General features: G+C 70.2%; 18 protein-coding genes and 3 tRNA genes. 10 read left to right on the top strand and 11 right to left on the bottom strand.

What is annotated here, in order from left to right:
• Nucleotides 1–654: 654 nt before the first annotated feature.
• On the bottom strand, nucleotides 655–1008 hold the full coding sequence (locus tag AC6CCG_RS32145) for a metallopeptidase family protein (protein ID WP_496658929.1): 354 nt from the start codon (nucleotides 1006–1008) through the stop codon (nucleotides 655–657).
• A 353-nt stretch (nucleotides 1009–1361) separates the two neighbouring features.
• Between AC6CCG_RS32145 and AC6CCG_RS32140 the strand changes: the two genes are divergently transcribed.
• Together AC6CCG_RS32140 and AC6CCG_RS32135 are read left to right on the top strand one after the other, a co-directional pair.
• Nucleotides 1362–3071, top strand: a complete 1710-nt coding sequence (locus AC6CCG_RS32140; protein ID WP_496658928.1) for a septal ring lytic transglycosylase RlpA family protein — start codon at nucleotides 1362–1364, stop codon at nucleotides 3069–3071.
• An 81-nt stretch (nucleotides 3072–3152) separates the two neighbouring features.
• Nucleotides 3153–4004, top strand: coding sequence for a bifunctional 5,10-methylenetetrahydrofolate dehydrogenase/5,10-methenyltetrahydrofolate cyclohydrolase (locus AC6CCG_RS32135; protein WP_496658927.1), 852 nt, complete (start codon nucleotides 3153–3155; stop codon nucleotides 4002–4004).
• A gap of 39 nt (nucleotides 4005–4043) precedes the next feature.
• Here AC6CCG_RS32135 and AC6CCG_RS32130 read toward each other — a convergent pair whose 3' ends face one another.
• Nucleotides 4044–4574, bottom strand: a complete 531-nt coding sequence (locus tag AC6CCG_RS32130) for a peptidase (protein WP_496658926.1) — start codon at nucleotides 4572–4574, stop codon at nucleotides 4044–4046.
• 185 nt (nucleotides 4575–4759) lie between these two features.
• Here AC6CCG_RS32130 and AC6CCG_RS32125 point away from each other — a divergent pair.
• Nucleotides 4760–4835: transfer RNA gene (locus AC6CCG_RS32125), tRNA-Glu, on the top strand.
• A gap of 80 nt (nucleotides 4836–4915) precedes the next feature.
• Here the strand turns inward: AC6CCG_RS32125 and AC6CCG_RS32120 are convergent.
• From AC6CCG_RS32120 to AC6CCG_RS32080, 9 genes are all read right to left on the bottom strand, one after another.
• On the bottom strand, nucleotides 4916–5656 hold the full coding sequence (locus AC6CCG_RS32120; RefSeq protein WP_496658925.1) for an ArsR/SmtB family transcription factor: 741 nt from the start codon (nucleotides 5654–5656) through the stop codon (nucleotides 4916–4918).
• Entirely contained in the window at nucleotides 5653–6120 is a 468-nt protein-coding gene (locus AC6CCG_RS32115) for an MFS transporter (protein WP_496658960.1), read from the bottom strand. The genes AC6CCG_RS32120 and AC6CCG_RS32115 overlap by 4 nt, the downstream gene beginning before the upstream one ends.
• A gap of 9 nt (nucleotides 6121–6129) precedes the next feature.
• Nucleotides 6130–7056, bottom strand: a complete 927-nt coding sequence (locus AC6CCG_RS32110) for an MFS transporter (protein ID WP_496658924.1) — start codon at nucleotides 7054–7056, stop codon at nucleotides 6130–6132.
• A gap of 88 nt (nucleotides 7057–7144) precedes the next feature.
• On the bottom strand, nucleotides 7145–7510 hold the full coding sequence (locus AC6CCG_RS32105) for a TfoX/Sxy family protein (protein WP_496658923.1): 366 nt from the start codon (nucleotides 7508–7510) through the stop codon (nucleotides 7145–7147).
• 175 nt (nucleotides 7511–7685) lie between these two features.
• Nucleotides 7686–8432, bottom strand: a complete 747-nt coding sequence (locus AC6CCG_RS32100; RefSeq protein WP_496658922.1) for a sugar isomerase domain-containing protein — start codon at nucleotides 8430–8432, stop codon at nucleotides 7686–7688.
• Nucleotides 8429–9736: a hypothetical protein gene (locus tag AC6CCG_RS32095; RefSeq protein WP_496658921.1), complete on the bottom strand. Its 1308-nt coding sequence runs from the start codon at nucleotides 9734–9736 to the stop codon at nucleotides 8429–8431. Before AC6CCG_RS32095 ends, AC6CCG_RS32100 begins: the two co-directional genes overlap by 4 nt.
• Nucleotides 9733–10563, bottom strand: a complete 831-nt coding sequence (locus AC6CCG_RS32090) for a carbohydrate ABC transporter permease (RefSeq protein WP_496658920.1) — start codon at nucleotides 10561–10563, stop codon at nucleotides 9733–9735. The genes AC6CCG_RS32095 and AC6CCG_RS32090 overlap by 4 nt, the downstream gene beginning before the upstream one ends.
• Nucleotides 10564–10565: 2 nt before the next feature.
• A complete protein-coding gene (locus tag AC6CCG_RS32085) occupies nucleotides 10566–11426 on the bottom strand; it encodes a carbohydrate ABC transporter permease (RefSeq protein ID WP_496658919.1) in 861 nt (286 codons plus the stop codon).
• On the bottom strand, nucleotides 11426–12709 hold the full coding sequence (locus AC6CCG_RS32080) for an ABC transporter substrate-binding protein (protein WP_496658918.1): 1284 nt from the start codon (nucleotides 12707–12709) through the stop codon (nucleotides 11426–11428). The genes AC6CCG_RS32085 and AC6CCG_RS32080 overlap by 1 nt, the downstream gene beginning before the upstream one ends.
• A gap of 315 nt (nucleotides 12710–13024) precedes the next feature.
• Here AC6CCG_RS32080 and AC6CCG_RS32075 point away from each other — a divergent pair, with 315 nt between their 5' ends.
• The 7 genes from AC6CCG_RS32075 to AC6CCG_RS32045 all read left to right on the top strand — a co-directional run bounded on the left by AC6CCG_RS32075 (nucleotide 13025) and on the right by AC6CCG_RS32045 (nucleotide 16979).
• On the top strand, nucleotides 13025–13591 hold the full coding sequence (locus tag AC6CCG_RS32075; RefSeq protein WP_496658917.1) for an anti-sigma factor: 567 nt from the start codon (nucleotides 13025–13027) through the stop codon (nucleotides 13589–13591).
• Nucleotides 13592–13683: 92 nt separating this feature from the next.
• A tRNA-Asp gene (locus tag AC6CCG_RS32070) sits at nucleotides 13684–13757 on the top strand.
• Nucleotides 13758–13823: 66 nt separating this feature from the next.
• Nucleotides 13824–13897 (top strand) — tRNA-Phe (locus AC6CCG_RS32065).
• Nucleotides 13898–14065: 168 nt separating this feature from the next.
• A complete protein-coding gene (locus AC6CCG_RS32060; protein ID WP_496658916.1) occupies nucleotides 14066–14827 on the top strand; it encodes a fructosamine kinase family protein in 762 nt (253 codons plus the stop codon).
• Between the two features lie 129 nt (nucleotides 14828–14956).
• On the top strand, nucleotides 14957–15418 hold the full coding sequence (locus tag AC6CCG_RS32055) for a DUF1048 domain-containing protein (RefSeq protein WP_496658915.1): 462 nt from the start codon (nucleotides 14957–14959) through the stop codon (nucleotides 15416–15418).
• A complete protein-coding gene (locus tag AC6CCG_RS32050) occupies nucleotides 15418–16215 on the top strand; it encodes an ABC transporter ATP-binding protein (RefSeq protein ID WP_496658914.1) in 798 nt (265 codons plus the stop codon). The genes AC6CCG_RS32055 and AC6CCG_RS32050 overlap by 1 nt, the downstream gene beginning before the upstream one ends.
• Nucleotides 16215–16979 (top strand): ABC transporter permease, encoded by a 765-nt coding sequence (locus tag AC6CCG_RS32045; protein ID WP_496658913.1) that lies wholly within the window; start codon nucleotides 16215–16217, stop codon nucleotides 16977–16979. Before AC6CCG_RS32050 ends, AC6CCG_RS32045 begins: the two co-directional genes overlap by 1 nt.
• Nucleotides 16980–17610 lie beyond the last annotated feature (631 nt).

Below are 17610 nucleotides of genomic sequence, written 5' to 3'. Positions count from 1 at the left end.
GACCAACTCCTGACCGGCCCACCCCCGACCGGCCGAGCCCCCGACCGACCCGACTCCCGGCCGGGCCGACTCCCAACCGGAGCCATCCCCAACCCCGATTCCCGACCGGTCAGATTCCGACCAGCCCGATTCCCGACCGGGCCAAACCCCGACCGACCCGGCTCCCGACCGGGGCCGACTCCCGACCGGGCCCACTCCGACCCGACCACTCCCACCTGCCCAACTCCCGACCCTGCCCGCTCCGACCGGGCCGACGCCCAACCGGGCCGACTCCCAACCGGAGCCAACGCCGACCGGCCGACTCCCAACCGGAGCCAACGCCGACCGGCCGACTCCCAACCGGAGCCAACCCCCGACCGGGCAACCCCCGACCGAAGCCAACCCGACCGGGCAACCCCCGACCGAAGCCAACCCGACCGGGCAACCCCCGACCGAAGCCAACCCGACCGGGCAACCCCCGACCGACCCGACTCCCGACCGGGCAACCCCCACCGACCCGACTCCTGGCCGGGCCAACTCTCGACCGGGCGGAGGCCCCCGCCTTCTGTTCCGCCCGGACCCCGACCCCGACCGCCACGCCGACCAGTCACTTCCGCAGCGACACGCCGCCAAAACCGCTGCTCTTGTGACCGGTCGGCGGGTTTTTGGGGGTGGTCAGGCGTAGCCGAGGGCGTGGAGGCGGGCGTCGTCGATGCCGAAGTGGTGGGCGATCTCGTGGACGACGGTGATGTGGACCTCCTCGACGACGTCGTCGAGGGTGTCGCAGATGGCCAGGGTGGGGCGGCGGTAGATGAAGATCCGGTCCGGGAGCACGCCGGCGTAGTCGGTGCCGCGCTCGGTCAGCGGGATGCCGTCGTAGAGGCCCAGGAGGTCGGGCTCGTCGGGCGGCGGGTCGTCCTCGACCAGGATCACGCAGTTGTCGATCAGAACGGACAGCTCGGGCGGGATCTCGTCGAGGGCGAGAGCGACCAGTTCCTCGAACCGCTCGGTCGACAGGTCGATCGCCACGCCCCAACCTTTCGGGTCCCCGTACGTCTTCTCAGGCTTCTGTCGCCGGTTCGAGTTCTCCCTGAGGGTTCCGACGCGCCCGTACGGAGATCGTAGCCATCCTCCGAGCTGCGGTTCCGTCGCTGGTCAGAGCGGAATAACACCGGTGTGATTTTTGACCCGCTCACGGCGTGTCGACTTGAAATCAACCTTAGATCCCTACTCAAACACTTGCCGTGACGGATGTTACGAGATTAAAGTCCTGCGCAGCTTGGGGTTGTTGTTACTGGCGTGACTTGGGGGACGCAGGTGACAGCGTCACCAGGGGAATCCGTTCAGACGGTCCGGGAAGGCCGCCTTAGGAGGAAGAGTCCGTGAGTATCACCATCCGCGCGGTCAAGACCGTGTCGGCCCTCGCCGTGACGGCGGGCGTGGTGGTCGGCCTGCTGGGGACGCAACCGGCCGAGGCCGGCTGGCAGGCCACCGCCACCGAAGGGGTCAACATCAGGTCCGGCCCGAGCACCTCGAAATCGATCATCGGCGGCCTGTACCGGGGCGGCACGATCACCGCCCTCAGCTCCAGCAACGGCTGGACCAAGGTCCGGTTCAACGGCAGCACCGCCTACATCTCCAGCAAGTACCTGGAGAAGGAATCCGACCTGCCGGCGCCCGGTGACATCAACACCGGCAGCGTCAAGATCACCACCACGGATCTCAACGTACGCAAGGGTCCTGGCCTCTCCTACGACCGCGTCACCACCCTGCCGGAAGGCATGAAGGTGACGCTCACCGGCAAGGCATCGCGGGGCTTCGCCGAGATCGCACTGAGCCAGGGCAAGGGCTGGGTGAGCACCCAGTACCTGGCCAGCTCGAACGGCCTGCCCAAGATCACCGGCACCCGTACCGCGACCGCCGACCTCTTGATCAGGACGACGTCCGACGCCGATTTCGGGATCATCACCGAGGTCAAGAAGGGCACCAAGCTCAAGGTCACCGGGGCCACCCAGAACGGCCGCGCGCAGATCATCTACGGCGACGCCGTCCGCTGGGTCACCGCCAAGTACCTGTCCAACACCAAGGTCAACACGCCGGTCGTGCCCAAGCTGCCCAAGGTGGTCGGCACCCGGTACGCGACCACGGAACTCATGATCAGGTCGAGCAGCTCGGACGCCTTCAAGGATCTCGGCGACGTCCCGAAGGGCACCAAGCTCAAGATCACCGGCGTGACCAAGAACGGCCGCGCGCAGATCATCTACGACAACGCCGTCCGCTGGGTCACCGCCAAGTACCTGTCCAAGTCGAAGCCGAAGGCCGACGACGACTCGGACGACTCCGGCAACGACGACGGCCCGTCGATGGACTCCGGCGACTACGCCGACGAGAAGGGCCTGCAGGCGAACACGATCAAGGTCCATCGCGCGATCTTGGAGAAGTTCCCGCAGATCAAGACCTTCTACGGGGTACGGCCCGGCTCCTGGAACGCGGAGCACCGGGACGGCCGGGCGATCGACATCATGATCCCGAAGTACGGCACCTCTTCCGGCAAGGCGCTCGGTGACGAGATCGCCGCGTACCTGAAGAAGAACCACAAGAAGTTCGGGGTCAACTACCTGATCTGGCAGCAGCGGATCTGGAACATCGAGCGGGACGGCGAGGGCTGGCGCTGGATGGCCGACCGCGGCGACGACTCGGCGAACCACTACAACCACGTCCACGTCACCACCTACTCCTCCGGCCACTCGTCGGCGGGCGGCTCGGGTGAGGTGGAGAAGTCCGGCGACGACGACAAGTCGAAGGACTCCGGCAAGACCGGCACCTGCAAGGCCTCGTACTACGACGAGCCCCAGGAGACCGCGACCGGTGGCTGGTTCGATCCGTCGAAGCTCAGCACGGCGCACAAGTCGCTGCCGTTCGGCACCAAGGTCAAGGTGACCAACCTCAACAACGGCAAGACGGTGACGGTCCCGGTGACCGACCGCGGTCCGTACATCGAGGGACGTTGTCTCGATCTCTCCACCGCGGCCATGAAGGTCATCGGCGGAATCTCCGCAGGGGTCGTCCCGGTCAAGTACGAGGTGCTGTAGTCCGACCCGGACACCTCCCCCACGGACAATCCAGCCCGTAGCTCACACCGAGCTGCGGGTTGGATTCCGTTCCGGGACATAATGAACGCCGTGACCGCACGCATCCTCGACGGAACCGCCACCGCGCAAGCCCTGCTCGACGAGACCGCCGAACGCGCGGCCAAGCTGACCGAGCAGTTGGGTCGCAAGCCGTGTCTGGTGACCGTGCTGGTCGGCGAGGACCCGGCCTCCGTGACGTACGTGAAGATGAAGGGCAACCGCGCCCGGAAGTACGGCCTCGAGTCGCGCCGGATCGCGCTGCCGGAGACCAGCACCACGGCCGAGGTCGTGGCCCAGGTCGAGCAGCTCGCCGCCGACGACACCGTGGACGGCATTCTGGTCCAGCACCCGGTGCCGGATCAGGTCGACGAGCCGGCCGTCTTCGAGGCGATCGGCGCCGCCAAGGACGTGGACGGCGTCACGATGGCCTCGTTCGCCGCGATGGGGCTGGGCCGGCCCGGTTTCCAGTCCTGCACCCCGGGCGGCATCATCCGGCTGCTCGACGCGTACGAGGTGCCGCTGGCCGGGCAGCACGCCGTCGTCGTCGGCCGCAGCCCGATCCTCGGCAAGCCGGTCGGCCTGCTGCTGCTGGAGCGCAACGCCACCGTCACCTACTGCCACTCCAAGACGCGCGACCTGGCCGAGGTCGTCCGGACCGCGGACATCGTGGTCGCGGCGGTCGGCAAGCCGGAACTGATCCGGGGCGACTGGATCAAGGAGGGCGCCGTGGTCGTGGACGGCGGCTACAACCCGGGCAACGTCGGCGACGTGGAGTACGCGGCCGCCGCGGAGCGGGCCGGCTGGATCACGCCGGTGCCGGGTGGTGTCGGTCCGATGACGATCGCCACCCTGCTCGCCCAGACCGTCGACGCCGCCGCGGCGCGAGTCGGCTGAGACCTCAGGCGCTTCGCCAGGGTCAGGGCAGGGACCGGGTCAGGCCGCGAGCAGCATCGCCAGGGCGGCCGTGTCGGCGTCGGTGTTCGGGTCAAGATCACCGCGGCTGACCAGATGGGTCACCGTACCCTCGATGTCGGCCTCGACCCAGGCCGCCCGATGATCAAGGCCGAGGTACGGCAGGCCCGGCAGGAACACGCAGCCCGAGGCGACGTCATGATCACGTACGGTCGGGATGGTCTGCGCCGGCGGATGCAGCACGAACAGCCCGGGCGGTTGCTCGTCGCCGGCGAACTGGCCCGGCTGCAGGGCATCCTCACCGATCAGTGAACCCTCGGCGACGACCAGCCCGACGGCGGTCGGCGTCAGGTCCGGCTTGTCCTCCCGGACCCGGTACACCGTGGTCGTCGGCACCAGACCGGGCACCGCGGCGAGCTGAACGGCCAAGATCAGCACCTTGGACCACTCCACCATGTCCTCGGGCCAGCGGCCCGAGACCACGAAGCCGTACAGCGATCCTTGGGACTGCAGTGGAGCGATCTCGATCGAGCCGGAACGTTGATCGTCCATGATGATGACCCCCTCCCGACGAGGTGCCCGACACACAGGCCTTCTCTTTCATGATCATCCACCACGGTGTTAGCAGACAAGGGAGCCGGAGTGCCAACCATGTAACAACAATCCCGGGCGTGGCGTCGCCGGCCGGAACCGGTTTGGGTTGCGGGCGCGGTTCCGGCTACAGTTTTCCGGTCCGAGTCCCCATCGTCTAGTGGCCTAGGACACCGCCCTTTCAAGGCGGCAACGCGGGTTCGAATCCCGTTGGGGATGCCAGTTCGAAGCGGCCCTGACCAGGCAGAATGCCGGGCCGGGCCGCTTTGCCTCCGTCGGCGATCCGGCCATCGAGGTCGTGCTCAGGCGCCGAGGTCGAGGCCGAACTCGGAGGTGAGCACCCGGGAACCGGCGTCGGTGATGCGCAGCGCACGGTGGGTGGCGCGGGGTTCGAGCCAGCCGGCGGCGAGGAAACGGTCGCAGAGGCCACGACCGACCTGGCCGCCGAGGTGGTGCCGGGTCTCGGTCCAGTCGATGCAGTAGCGGACGACGGGCCGCCGGCCGCCCGACAGCCGGACTCCGAGGCGGTTGAGGAACCGCTCACCCGATTCGGTGAGCCGGTAGTCGACATCCTGGCCCGGCGCCGCGGGGCGATCCCGATCCGCCAGCCCTCGATCGAACGCGCCGTCACCGCCGACGATGCAGCCCAGGTTCAGCAGGCTGTTCATGATGCCGACGCCGAGCCGGCCGGCCAGATGGTCGTAGCAGGTGCGGGCCAACCGCAGCTGGGCCGCCCGGGTGCCGCCACGGAGCGAGGAGATCTGTTCCGCCGGGGAGAACCGGCTGATCCGTTCCAACAGGTCGGCGACCTCAGGCCCGGCCAGCCGATAGTGCCGGTGCCGGCCGTCGGCACGGGCGACGATCAGCCCGCCGTCCGTCAGCAGGCGCAGATGCGCGCTGGCGGTGGACCGGCTGATCCCGGCCTCCGTGGCCAACACACCCGCGGCCAGCTCACGCCCGGACAACAGCGCGAGCAGGATGCGGTTGCGGGCTCGATCGGCGATCAACTCACCGATCCGGGACAGATCGGCGTCGCCGGTCATGATGAACGCTCCGCTTCCTCCGGGGTCGCCCTGACCGTACCCAGCAGGGCGCAGCCGCAGACCAGCGCCGCCGCCAGGAAGGCGATCGTGCCGCCCGGCCCGAACCCACCGGCGTTCACCAGCGCGCCGAGGAGGGCCACCCCGACCGCCCCGCCGAGTTGCCGGGCCGTGTTCAGGGCGCCGCCGACCAGACCGGCGAAGCCGGCCGGAGCGGCATTCAGGGCGACCGCGGTCATCGCCGGCATGGCCACCGAACACAGCCCGGAGATGGTCAGCCCGATGATGATCATGCCCGGCGCGCCCGACCAGGCCCCGGCGGCCATCAGCGAAGTGCCGGCGCCCGCGCTGACGAACCCGACGATCATCGGGCGCCGCGGTCCCCACCGGGCGGTCAGGAAGCCGCTCCCGGTGGCCCCGATGCTCACCACGACCGCCATCGGCAGCACCGCCAGGCCGGCGGCCAGGGCCGAGTATCAGTATCCGGCTTGCAGGGTGAGCGACACGCAGAGCAGCGATCCGTACATCGCGGCGTTGAAGCAGCAACCTGTGATCAAGGCCCACCGGAACTGCGGCGATGCGACCAGGCCGGGCTGTAGCAGGGGTGCGGCGGATCCCCGTTGGGAGAGGACGAACAGCCACCCGGACCCGACCGCGAGTGCCAGCAAGCCGGTCGCGATCAGTTCGCTCGCCGGGGTGCGCTGCCCGGCCTCGATGATCGCCGCGGCCAGGGCACCGAGGGTGATCATGCCGAGCACCGTGCCGACCGGGTCGATCCGCCGCCGGCCGGGCACGTCCACCGGTCCGGTCAGCGCGACACCCGCGCCGATGAGCATTGCGGCCGGCAGATTGATCAGGAAGATCGCCGGCCATCCCTGGTGGGTGATCAACAAGCCGCCGAGGACTGGGCCGGTGGCGAAGCCCGCCGTCGCGATCCCGCCCCAGATCCCCAACGCCCGCGCCCGGGCCGCGGGTTCGGGATAGAGCCGGCCGATCATCGCCAACGAGGACGGCAGCATCGCCGCCGCGCCGACGCCCTGCAGGACGCGAGCCAAGATCAGCACCGCCCACCCACCGGCCACGGCGGCGAGCCCGGAGGCCAGGCCGAAGACCACGAAGCCGGCCAGGCAGCAGAGCCGGTGCCCGAACCGGTCGCCGATCGCCCCCGCGGTCAGCATGCCGGCCGCGAACGGCACGGCGTAGCCGGTGACGATCCACTGGGCCGCCGCGATCCCGCCGCCCAGGTCGCGCCGGATCGCGTCCAGCGCGACGTTGACGATCGTCGCGTCCAACTGAACCAGGCCGAAGGTGAGTGAGAGCGCGACGAGTGCGGTCAGCCGGCGGGCCGGTGAAGCCCCCGCTGGGCTCTGGGTACGGAGTCGGTGGATGATCACGTCGAGCATGTCCCCAGCCTCATCCCGAAACGATTCGACAGCGGACGAAGGATCCGGCGCACTCGCCGGACCGGACCGCGCGCCAGGCAGGGCGGGATCAGGAGGACTGCGCGGTCGCTCCCTTCTTCGGCGGGAGCGAGGCGGCGTAGGACACCCCGACAGCGACCCAGCGGGCCAGCTCCGCCTCGTCGGCGATGAGCGGCTCCGGGACCCGCAGCCAGCCGTCCATCTCCCGGCCACGCATCACCATCCGCTCGGCGCCGGCCGCAACCTGCCGGTCGGTCTCCGCCGGGTCGCAGCGCAGCATCAGCCCGCCCCGGCCGCTGGCGGCGGCGACCATCCGGCCGCGGAGCAGGAACGCCAGCCCGCCGAACATCCGCTGCTCGGTCACGTCCGCCGCATGCTCCGGATACTCCGCCAGCGCCGCGCCGATGCGCCGGGCCAGATCCTCGTCGTAGGCCATGGAGGTCACGCTACGCCGCAGCACTGACACCCGGACCCGATCGCCCGGCCCTTCGACAGGCTCAGGGCACGTCGGCCAGGTCAGGGCACGTCGACCGGGTCAGGGCACGTCGACTGGGTCAGGGAACGTCGACCGGGTCAGGGCCCTTCGACAGGCTCAGGGAACGTCGGTCGGGTCAGGGCTCGATCGGGCGGATCCGGCTCCCGTACGCGGCGAGCTTGACGGCGTTGGCCTGGTCGCCGTCCGGCAGGTTCATCGAGCGGTAGACCGGCGGGCTGACGCCGGCGGCGAGCATCCGGCGGGCGATGCCCTCGGTGAGCAGCTGGACGATGACGACGCCGACCAGGTTCGAGAGGGCGCCGATCCGGGTGCCGTCGGGCAGTTCCAGGGCGGCGTCGCCGGCCGGGGCGCCGGTGTCGATCACGACGTCGGCCAGGTCGGGCAGCCGGAGCCCGCTCGGGTGGCGGCTGGCGACCGACCGGCTGTGCGCGAGCGAGCAGACGGCGACGACGGGATGACCGCCCTCACGGACCAGCCGGGCCAACTCGACGACGGAGCCGTTGATGCCGGAGTTGGACGCGATCAGCCACGGATCGCCCGGTCCCGGTGCGGCCAGCTCCAGGACCTCGGCGGCCAAGCCGGGATCGCGCTCGAGGGTGGGATCGAGGAGGCTGGCCGGGGCCCGGTCGCCGAAGAAGACGAGGTCCTGCAGCCGGACCAGGTTGATCGGCATCAGCCCGCCGGCCCGGCCGGCCATCTCGTGCACGATCAGTCGCGCGTGGCCGGTGCCGAACGCCTGCAGCACGGCGTCCTTGAGCAGGGCCTCGGTGATCAGGTCGGCGGCGGCGTCGATCCGGTCGGTCTGCTCGGCCAGCAGCCGGTCGATGGCCGTCCTGGCGAGGTCGGGATAGTCGTAGGTCATGGTTGCGCCTGTCGGTGGAGGGTGGACAGCAGGGTAAGGGCACCGGCCACGACGGCTTCGGCGCCGGCCTCGTCGAACAGGCTGCTCAGCGCCTCGTAACTGCCGTGCGCGATGGCCTCCGCGTCGGCCAGATAGCCGAAGTAGCCGTCCGAGTAGCCGATCACCCTGGTCTGCCGGTACGGGCTCGCGCGCTTGATCCGCAGACCCAGCGAGGCGAACGGTTCGACCGGGAGGTGGATCCAGGCCACGTCGCCGAGTGCGACGGCCGTGATCGGCAGCGTCCAGTGGTCCGGGAGATCGGCCGCGGCCAGTTCGGCCAGCACCCGGGCGCCGTCGAGTCTGGTCTGGACGATCCGCCTCGGACCATGATCGACTCCGGCCGGCAGCGCGGCCAGCGCGGACTCCGCGTCGACCACCGCGGCCCGGGCCTGATCATGGTCGGGAACGGCCCGCCCGGGCACCAGCAGACCGCTCCGGATGATCAGCGGCGGTCCGTCGACCGACCGCGCAGCCGCGCCGGCATCGAGGACCTGGTCGGCCAGCCGACCGCCGATCCGGTCCGCCTCCGCGAAGGTCTGGCCGGACCGGACGAAGCGGGTGCTGATGTCACCGGCGGCGCCCTGCAGGAACAGCACCGGCGGGCCACCCGGCAGGCCGGCCGCGATCCGGCGCCGGCAGGCCCCGGGCCAGTCCGCCGTATGCTCCAGATTGGCGGCCGGCAACACGGTGGGGTGACAGCCGTGGTCGACGATCATCGCCACCGGAGATCCGTCCGAGATCCGTTGCAGGGTGAGGATCCCGGCCGTCGCGTCGTACGGGCCGGCCAGGTCCAGCCGGTTGCTGCCGATCCCGCTGACCGGCCGTTCGGCGAACGTCGGCCGTACCGCGGCGGCGGGTTGATCATGAACGGCACGGAACAACCCGGTCAGCCGGTCCCCCAGCTCCGCCACCGCGTCCGGATCGACGGCGGCCGGGTGCCCGGGATGGATCGATCCGACCCAGCCGGACGGTGCCGCATGCGTGTGCGAGGCGGTGATGATCAACTCCGGGGCCGTACCGAACACCGTCGCCAGCCGGCGCCGGCACGCCTGCCGCAGTGCCGGCGTCACGCCGATCAGGTCGAGGGCGAGCCAGACCAGACCGGCGTCGTCCGGCCCGGACCGGAGCCACACCGCGCCCGCCTCGAGGTCGTCATGGGTCCCCGTGCTCACCGCGCCGGCCCGCGCCGCGTACCCGGCCAGCGGACCCGGCCGGCTCGGCGTGATCACGGTCGTGGCCGCACTCGCCAGCAGCACGGCGGTCACCGGATCCCCGCCGTCATCGCGATGCCGCTGACGAAGCGCCGTTGCAGCACCAGGAACAGCAGCACCGTCGGCAACAGGGCCAGCAGGGCCGCCATGACGATCACCGGGACGCCGGTGTCCCCGAGGTTGTTGGCCTGCATCGCGGCCAGGCCGACCGGCAGCGTCCGGTGCTCGTCGTCGGAGGCCACCAGCAGCGGCCAGAGATGGCTGTCCCAGTTGGACATGAAGATGAACAGGGCCAGCGCGCTCATCGGCGCCGCGACGCCGGGGACCACGATCGAGACCAGGGTCCGGAGCTCGCCGGCGCCGTCCAGCCGGGCCGCCTCCAGCAGCTCGTCCGGCACCGAGTCGATCGACTGCTTCATCAGGAAGATGCCGAACGCGCTCGTCGCCGCCGGAATGATCAAGCCGGCGAAGCTGTCCACCCAGCCGAGCCGGTAGACCAGGTGGTAGAGCGGCACGTACAGCACCTCCAGCGGCACCATCAGGGTGGCCAGGACGACGACGAACGCAGCGGTCCGGCCCGGATAGCCGAACTTGGAGAAGCTGTAGCCCGCCGCGGTGCAGGTGATCACGTTCAGCACGGTCACGGCGACCCCGACGACGATGCTGTTCCGGAAGTAGGTGGCGAACGGCGCGATCTCGAACGGTGCAACGAGATTGCCCCACTGGAATCGCTCCGGCCACCACGGACTGCCCGCACCGAAGCCCTCCCCCGGCGACTTGAAGGCGATCAGCACCGCGTACAGCAGCACCGAGACGACGAGCAGGCCGCCGAGCAGGCAGCAGGTCAGCACGATGATCTTGGCCGGCAGGCGCAGCGGCATGATCAGTCCTTCCGCCGCAGGGTACGCAACTGGACCAGCGCCAGCGTCAGCAGCAGGAAGAACATCAGGACCGCGACCGCCGAGGCGCGGCCCATCCGGGCGCTCTCGAAGGCGGTCTTGTAGACGAACAGGTTGATCACCTCGGTGCCGAACGAGCCGCCGGTCAGCACCACCTGCGGACTGAACGACTGGAAGCCGCGGAGCACGGCCATGATCGCGCAGACCACCGTGATCGGCCGGAGCAGCGGCAGCGTGAGGTGCCAGAAACGCTGCCAGGCCGAGGTTCCGTCCAGTCGCGCCGCCTCGTACACGTCGCGCGGGACCGACTGCAGCCCGGCCAGGAACAAGATCAGGAAGAAGCCGGTCTCCTTCCAGACGCTCATGATCACCAGGCCCCAGCGGGCGGTGCCGGAGCTGGTCAGCCAGTTCACGTCCAGGCCGAGCACGGTGTTGAGCAGGCCGTCGGGGTGCAGCACCACCCGCCAGATGATCGAGACCGCGACCCAGCTGGCCGCCAGTGGCAGGAAGTAGAGCAGCCGGACCAGCCCCATCCCGGGCAGCCGCAGCACCAGCCCCTGGGCCAGCACCAGGGCCAGCACCAGCGCCGGCAGGTAGGTCCCGACCGCGTAGATCACCGTCTGCAGCAGCGCCTGGCCGAACCGCGGATCGCCGGCCAGGAAGGCGAAGTTGCCGAGACCGACGAACTCGGGCGGCGAGGTCAGGCTGTAGTCGAACAGGCTGAGCACGAACACCTGCCCGATCGGGTAGATCGCGAAGACGCCGAACAGGACCAGCGCCGGCAGGGCCAGCGCGAACCCGATCAGATGCCGGCGCCGGCGAAAGCCACGGAACGAGGACCGCATCAGTTCTGCAGGATCCTGGTGACCGCGGCGGTGGCGTCGGCGGCGGCCTGATCGACCGGTACGTGATCGAAGACGGCCCCGTTGATCATCGCCGTCAGCGCGTCCTGCACCTCCGAGTAGTGCGGCGTCACCTGGTCGAACCGGCCGGTCGGGTAGGCGGCCGACCAGACGTCGATGAAGGCAATCTTGCGGGCCGCCGGCGTCTGGTCCCAGCCGATCACCGGCTGGACGAAGTTCGTTCCGGTGAGGAAGTCGTCCGATCGCCCGGCCAGGAAGTCGATGAACGCCCAGGCCGCCTGCTGCTGCTTGCTGGCCCGGTTCACCGCCCAGTAGTAGCCGTAGACCCGGTTGGCCGGCGCGGCGGTGTCCAGCTGCGGCAGCGGCACCACCTTCAGCTGCCGGTAGACCTCGGGGTTGGTCTCGGCGATCTGGTCCATCGCCCACGGGTAGACGATCGCCATCGACTGCCGGCCCGTCGCCAGGTCCTGGAACGGCACGGTCGCCTCACGGCTGGTCTTGTTCGGGTCGGCCGTGCTACGGCTGCCGCCGGCGAGATCGACCCAGGTCTGCAGGGCCCGCTTCGCCGCTGGTTGATCAAGAGCGCCATGATCACCGTCGGCGATGGCACCGCCGGTCTGGCCGAGCAGGGTCTGGAACTGCTGGGTGTACCAACCCGAGTGCAGGTAGAGAAAACTGAACGCCTGGGTGTGCCCGGCGGCGATCAACTTCCGCCCGGCGTCCGCCACGTCGTCCCAGGTTGCCGGCGGGTCGTCCGGGTCGAGCCCGGCGTCGGCGAAGTGCTCGGTGTTGATCGCCAGCGCGGTGCCGTTGAACTCGCTGGGCAGGCCGTACAGCTGACCGTCCGGGCCGGCGGCGCCGTCCAGGGTGCCGGGCACGTACCGGCTCTTCAGCTCGTCCACCGAGCCGACGCCGAAGGCCGCCGGATCGATCGGGGCGACCAGGTTCTTGGTGATGTACTCGCCACGCAGCGCGGAGTCGTCCATGTTGATCACGTCCGGGCCGGTGCCGTTGCTCAACGCGGTCAGCATCTTGGTGCCGAACTCGTTGTTGGGGATCGTCTGATAGTCGATCTTGATGCCGGGGTGCTCGGCCTCGTACTCGGTGATCAACTTCTGGTAGACCTCGATCATCGGCGGATGTGTGTGGGTCCAGAAGGTGATCGTCGTGGGGCCGCCCGGAGCGGGAGTGCCACCGGCACAGGCGGCCAGCAGGGTCAGCCCTGCGACCACGACCGCGGCGGCCGTGATCCGACGTCGTCTCATGACGCCAAGTGGACCCGATCCGGCCGCGGCTTGACCAGCGAATCTCGGCGGTCCGGCTAGACCACTGCCGCCAGGCTCCGGTACGAAATCCGTGGCTGGACGCCGATCCTGCGGACCGGCCGTGCGGACATGGTCTATTCCGAAGCCGTACGAACGACTGCGGCCCGACCGGACGCCTGCACGGAACCGCGGATCCCGGTGGCGAGGCGGCCGGATCGGTGCCTACCATCAGGCAGTGCAGCGATTCGGGGCCCGTTTGACGATCACCGACGGCGATTCGGACCGGACCGCGCCAGCCGAGGAGACGCCGCGAAGTTGACCACCCCGACCGAGGACGACACGCCCCCGGCGCGACCGGCCACCCGGCCGACCCGCGAACTGGAGGCCCCGGACCTGGACGCCCCGCACCTGGCCACCCAGAGCCCGCCCGCCGCACCGCGCCGCGGCGGCTACAAGACCTGGCTGGTCCCCCTGCTCACCCTGCTGCTCGGCCTGGCCGTCGGCGCCGGCATCGGACTCGGCTGGGGCCGCTGGTGGCAGCCGCAGCCCACGGTGATCGCCTCCACACCGCTGCTGGCGACGGCCGACTGGCCGACCGCGAGCGGCAACGTGACCGTCGAGGTGACCCCACAGGGCGAGCGGTACGTGATCGCGCAGATCTCCACGCCGCCGCCTCGGGACGGCTACCGGCAGCTCTGGCTGGTCAGCGAGGACGGCCAGGGCTACTACCCGCTCGGCGCGATGGTCGGCGACGAGCGTCGGTTCCCGCTGCCGCCGGGGGTCGATCTGAACGCCTATCCGACCGTCGAGGTCAGCTACCAACTGGTCAACGGACGCCCCGGTCCCTCCGGCGACACGATGCTCCGTGGCACACTGGCTTGAGTGCCGCGCCGGGCGTCTCAGAACGCATTTGGCGAACCCGGGTCGGCGTGCGTTATAGTTTCGCGGGCACCGAGTTTGAGGGTGCTCCTCCAGGCCCCGTGGCGCAGTTGGTTAGCGCGTCGCCCTGTCACGGCGAAGGTCGCGGGTTCGAGTCCCGTCGGGGTCGCGAGGGTGGTGCTGTCGGAAACGGCGGCACCACTAACGGCTGGCGGCCGGCATTGGCGCCGGCCATGGCCAGGTAGCTCAGTTGGTAGCAGCGTTCGCCTGAAAAGTGAAAGGTCGCCGGTTCGACCCCGGCCCTGGCCACCCGAGCCTTCGGGCTGTTCAGTTGGCCTTTGGCCTAACTTTCCCGGGTCTCGGGTTTGATTCTTTACGGGGGCCGAGCCCCCGTAGGCCCCCCGTTCCGATCGGGTTGGGATTCGTTGTGGTTGAGGCCCCGCACTGCCGGTTCGGATGCCGGTATCGTCCTTCTCGATGATCTTGGCTCCGCATTTTCGGAAACACTGGCCTGAGGCTCCTGACGACTTCTTCGCGGTGGAGGCGGCCGGGCTGCGGTGGTTGGCTGCGGCCGAGGCTGCTGCGGTGGTCTCCGTCCTCGATGTCGGGCCTGCCCAGATCACGGTGGCGCGGCTCGATCCAGCGCCAGCTACGCAGGGTGCTGCTGCGGCGTTCGGTACGGCGCTCGCGGGGACGCATCGGGCGGGGGCCGAGGCCTTCGGGGCTCCGCCGGACGGCTGGGACGGGGACGGGTACATCGGGCGGCAGCGACTCTCGCTCCGGCCGGACCGGCAGTGGGGGCGGTTCTACGCCGAGCAGCGGATGCTGCCGTACGCGCGGGCGGCCCGCGACCTCGACCACCTGACCGCGCAGCAGCTCCGGGTGATCGAACGGATCGCCGAGCGGATCGCGGCCGGGGACTTCGACGACGGGCGGCGGCCGGCACGGATCCACGGTGATCTCTGGTCGGGCAACCTGATCAGCACGGCCGACGGCATGGTGCTGATCGACCCGGCCGCGCACGGCGGGCACGGGATGACCGATCTGGCCATGCTCGCGCTGTTCGGCGCACCGCACCTGGACACCATCCTCGCCGCGTACGCGGAGGCCGCCGAGCTGCCGCTCGGCTGGCGCACGCTGATCGGACTGCACCAACTGCACCCGCTCCTGGTGCACGCCGTCTCGCACGGGCCCTCGTACGGCTCCGAGGCGGCTGCGATCGCCCTGCACTACCTCTGACCCGAACCGTGACAGCCCGGGCCCGGGCGATGTCAGGTCAGTGTCAGCCCGGTGACAGGCGGTGCCGGAAATCTAGGGGTCACGGAGGCGGAAACGCCGCCACCACCCCGAAGAGAACGGCAGACGATCATGACCACGACCATCGCAGAGTTCACCACCAAGGTCATCGGCGACAAGCGGCGCTGGCGGGCCTACAAGGCCCGGACCCGGCAGCTGCCGGAGCCGTACCGCAAGGCGATCAAGGCGCTGGAGCGCTACCTGCTCCGGTTCGGGCCGGCGGACGCCGACCAGGCGGCCACGGCGTTCGAGGACCTCGCCACCCGGTTCGAGCAGGCGGCGGCCGCGGGCACCCCGGTCCGCGAGATCGTCGGTGAGAACCCGGTCGACTTCGCCAAGGGCTACGTCCGGCAGCACACCGCCGGCGGCCTGTCCGACCAGGAGCGGGAGCGGCTGATCTCCGAGATCACCGGCGACCACCCCGAGGTGTTCGACGCCTTCCTGCAGGACTACGCCAAGGGCAGCTGGGTCGCCCGGGAGCAGCAGCGCCTGACCAAGGCCGTCGACCGCGCCGACGCACCGGCCTGCCGCTGATGAGCACGACCACCACCCGGCCGGAGGGCGGGGCGCTCGCCCCCGCCCTCCGGGTCCAGGGCATCACCAAGTCGTTCAAGGACCTGCAGGTGCTCCGGGGCGTCGATTTCGAGGTCGCGGCCGGCAGCATCTTCGCCCTGCTCGGCTCCAACGGCGCCGGCAAGACCACACTGGTCCGGATCCTGTCCACCCTGCTCAAGGCCGACGGCGGCACCGCCACGGTGTCCGGCCACGACGTCGCGACGAGTCCCGGCGACGTCCGCGAGTCGATCAGCCTGACCGGCCAGTTCGCGGCGGTCGACGAGGTGCTCACCGGACGGGAGAACCTCGTCCTGATCGCCAAGCTGCGCCATCTGAAGAACCCGGGCGCGGTCGCCGACGAACTGCTCGCGCGGTTCTCCCTGACCGAGGCGGGCCAGCGCAGGGCGGCCACCTACTCGGGCGGCATGCGCCGCCGGCTCGACATCGCGATGAGCCTGATCGGCGACCCGCCGATCATCTTCCTCGATGAGCCGACCACCGGGCTGGACCCGCAGGGCCGGATCGAGGTCTGGCAGACCGTCAAGCAGCTCGCCGAGAACGGCACCACCGTGCTGCTGACCACCCAGTACCTCGACGAGGCGGAGCAGCTCGCCGACCGGATCGCCATCCTGCACGAGGGAACGATCATCCAGAACGGCGCCCTCGCCGAACTCAAGCAACTTCTGCCGCCCGCCAAGGTCGAGTACGTCGAGAAGCAGCCCTCGCTCGAGGACGTCTTCCTGGCTCTGGTCGGCACCTCAGCGAAGGAATCCTGATGACCACCCACGTCCTCGCCGACACCGGCGTCCTGACCAGCCGCTCGCTGCGCCACATCCTCCGCAGCCCGGACACGATCATCACCACGGCGGTCACCCCGATCGCGATGATGCTGCTCTTCGTGTTCGTGCTCGGCGGCGCGATCAACACCGGGACCGACACGTCCTACGTCAACTACCTGCTGCCCGGGATCTTGTTGATCACGATCTCGTCCGGCATCGCCTACACCGCCTACCGGCTGTTCCTGGACCTGCAGGGCGGCATCTTCGAACGCTTCCAGTCGATGCCGATCGCCCGGTCCAGTGCACTCTGGGCCCACGTGCTCACCTCGCTGGCCGCGAACCTGGTCTCGGTCGCGCTGGTGATCGGGGTGGCGTTGATCATGGGCTTCCGTACCGGAGCCTCACCGCTGGCCTGGCTCGCCGTCGCCGGCATCCTGATCCTGTTCACCCTGGCCCTGACCTGGATCGCGGTGATCGCCGGACTGTCGGCGAAGTCGGTCGACGGGGCGAGCGCGTTCAGCTACCCGCTGATCTTCCTGCCGTTCATCAGCTCGGCCTTCGTCCCCACCACGTCGATGCCCGGACCGGTCGCCTGGTTCGCCGAGCATCAGCCGGTGACGTCGATCGTCAACACCATCCGGGCCCTGTTCGAGCAGCAGCCCGTCGGTGGCGAGATCTGGGTCGCGCTGGCCTGGCTGGTCGGCATCCTCGCCGTCGCGTACGGCTTCGCGGTCGTCATCTACCGACGCAAGATCAATTGATCTCGACCACCGCCGGCTCGGCGGGAGCCCGGTCCGCCGAGCGGCTCCCCCGCCGAGCCCGGCCGGCCACCCGCGCGGGGGATGCCGGGCACCGGGCCGCCGACCAGGCTGAACCCATGTCCACGACCACCGCCCTCGGCCAGACGCCGGGCGGCCGGGCGCCGACCGCCCCCGGCCGACGACGTCGGATCGTCCTCACCCTGATCACGGTCGGCTGGCTGCTCGGGTACGCGGTGCTCCGCGCCGCGTGGACGGTGCTCGGCCCACCGGCCGAGCTCTCCGCCGTCGGCGTCGACCTGGTGCTGCTGACCGGATGGCCCGGCGTCGGCACCCTGCTGGCGGCGGCCGTGATCGTCACCGCGCAGGCCGTGGCCGCCGGCCGCCACGACTCGCCGGCACCACGCACCACCGCGGGCACCGTGGCCCTCACGCTCGCCGGCCTGGTCCTCGCGGCAGCGCTGATCCTCGCCGGCGCGTTGATCCTGCTCGACCTCGTCGGCGGCGTCCTGCCCGGCCTCGGCGTCGCCTTCTTCCCGCTCGGCGCGGCGAGCCGGGCCGCCTGCATCGGGGCGGCCGTGTTGATCATGATCCACACCCGCCGGTTCTGGCTCGGCCGCCGCGCCACCCGGCC

Source organism: Microlunatus sp. YIM B11417, assembly GCF_059617205.1.
Note: the sequence above shows the minus strand (reverse complement) of the source record. Positions and strands in the feature narration are given on the sequence as shown.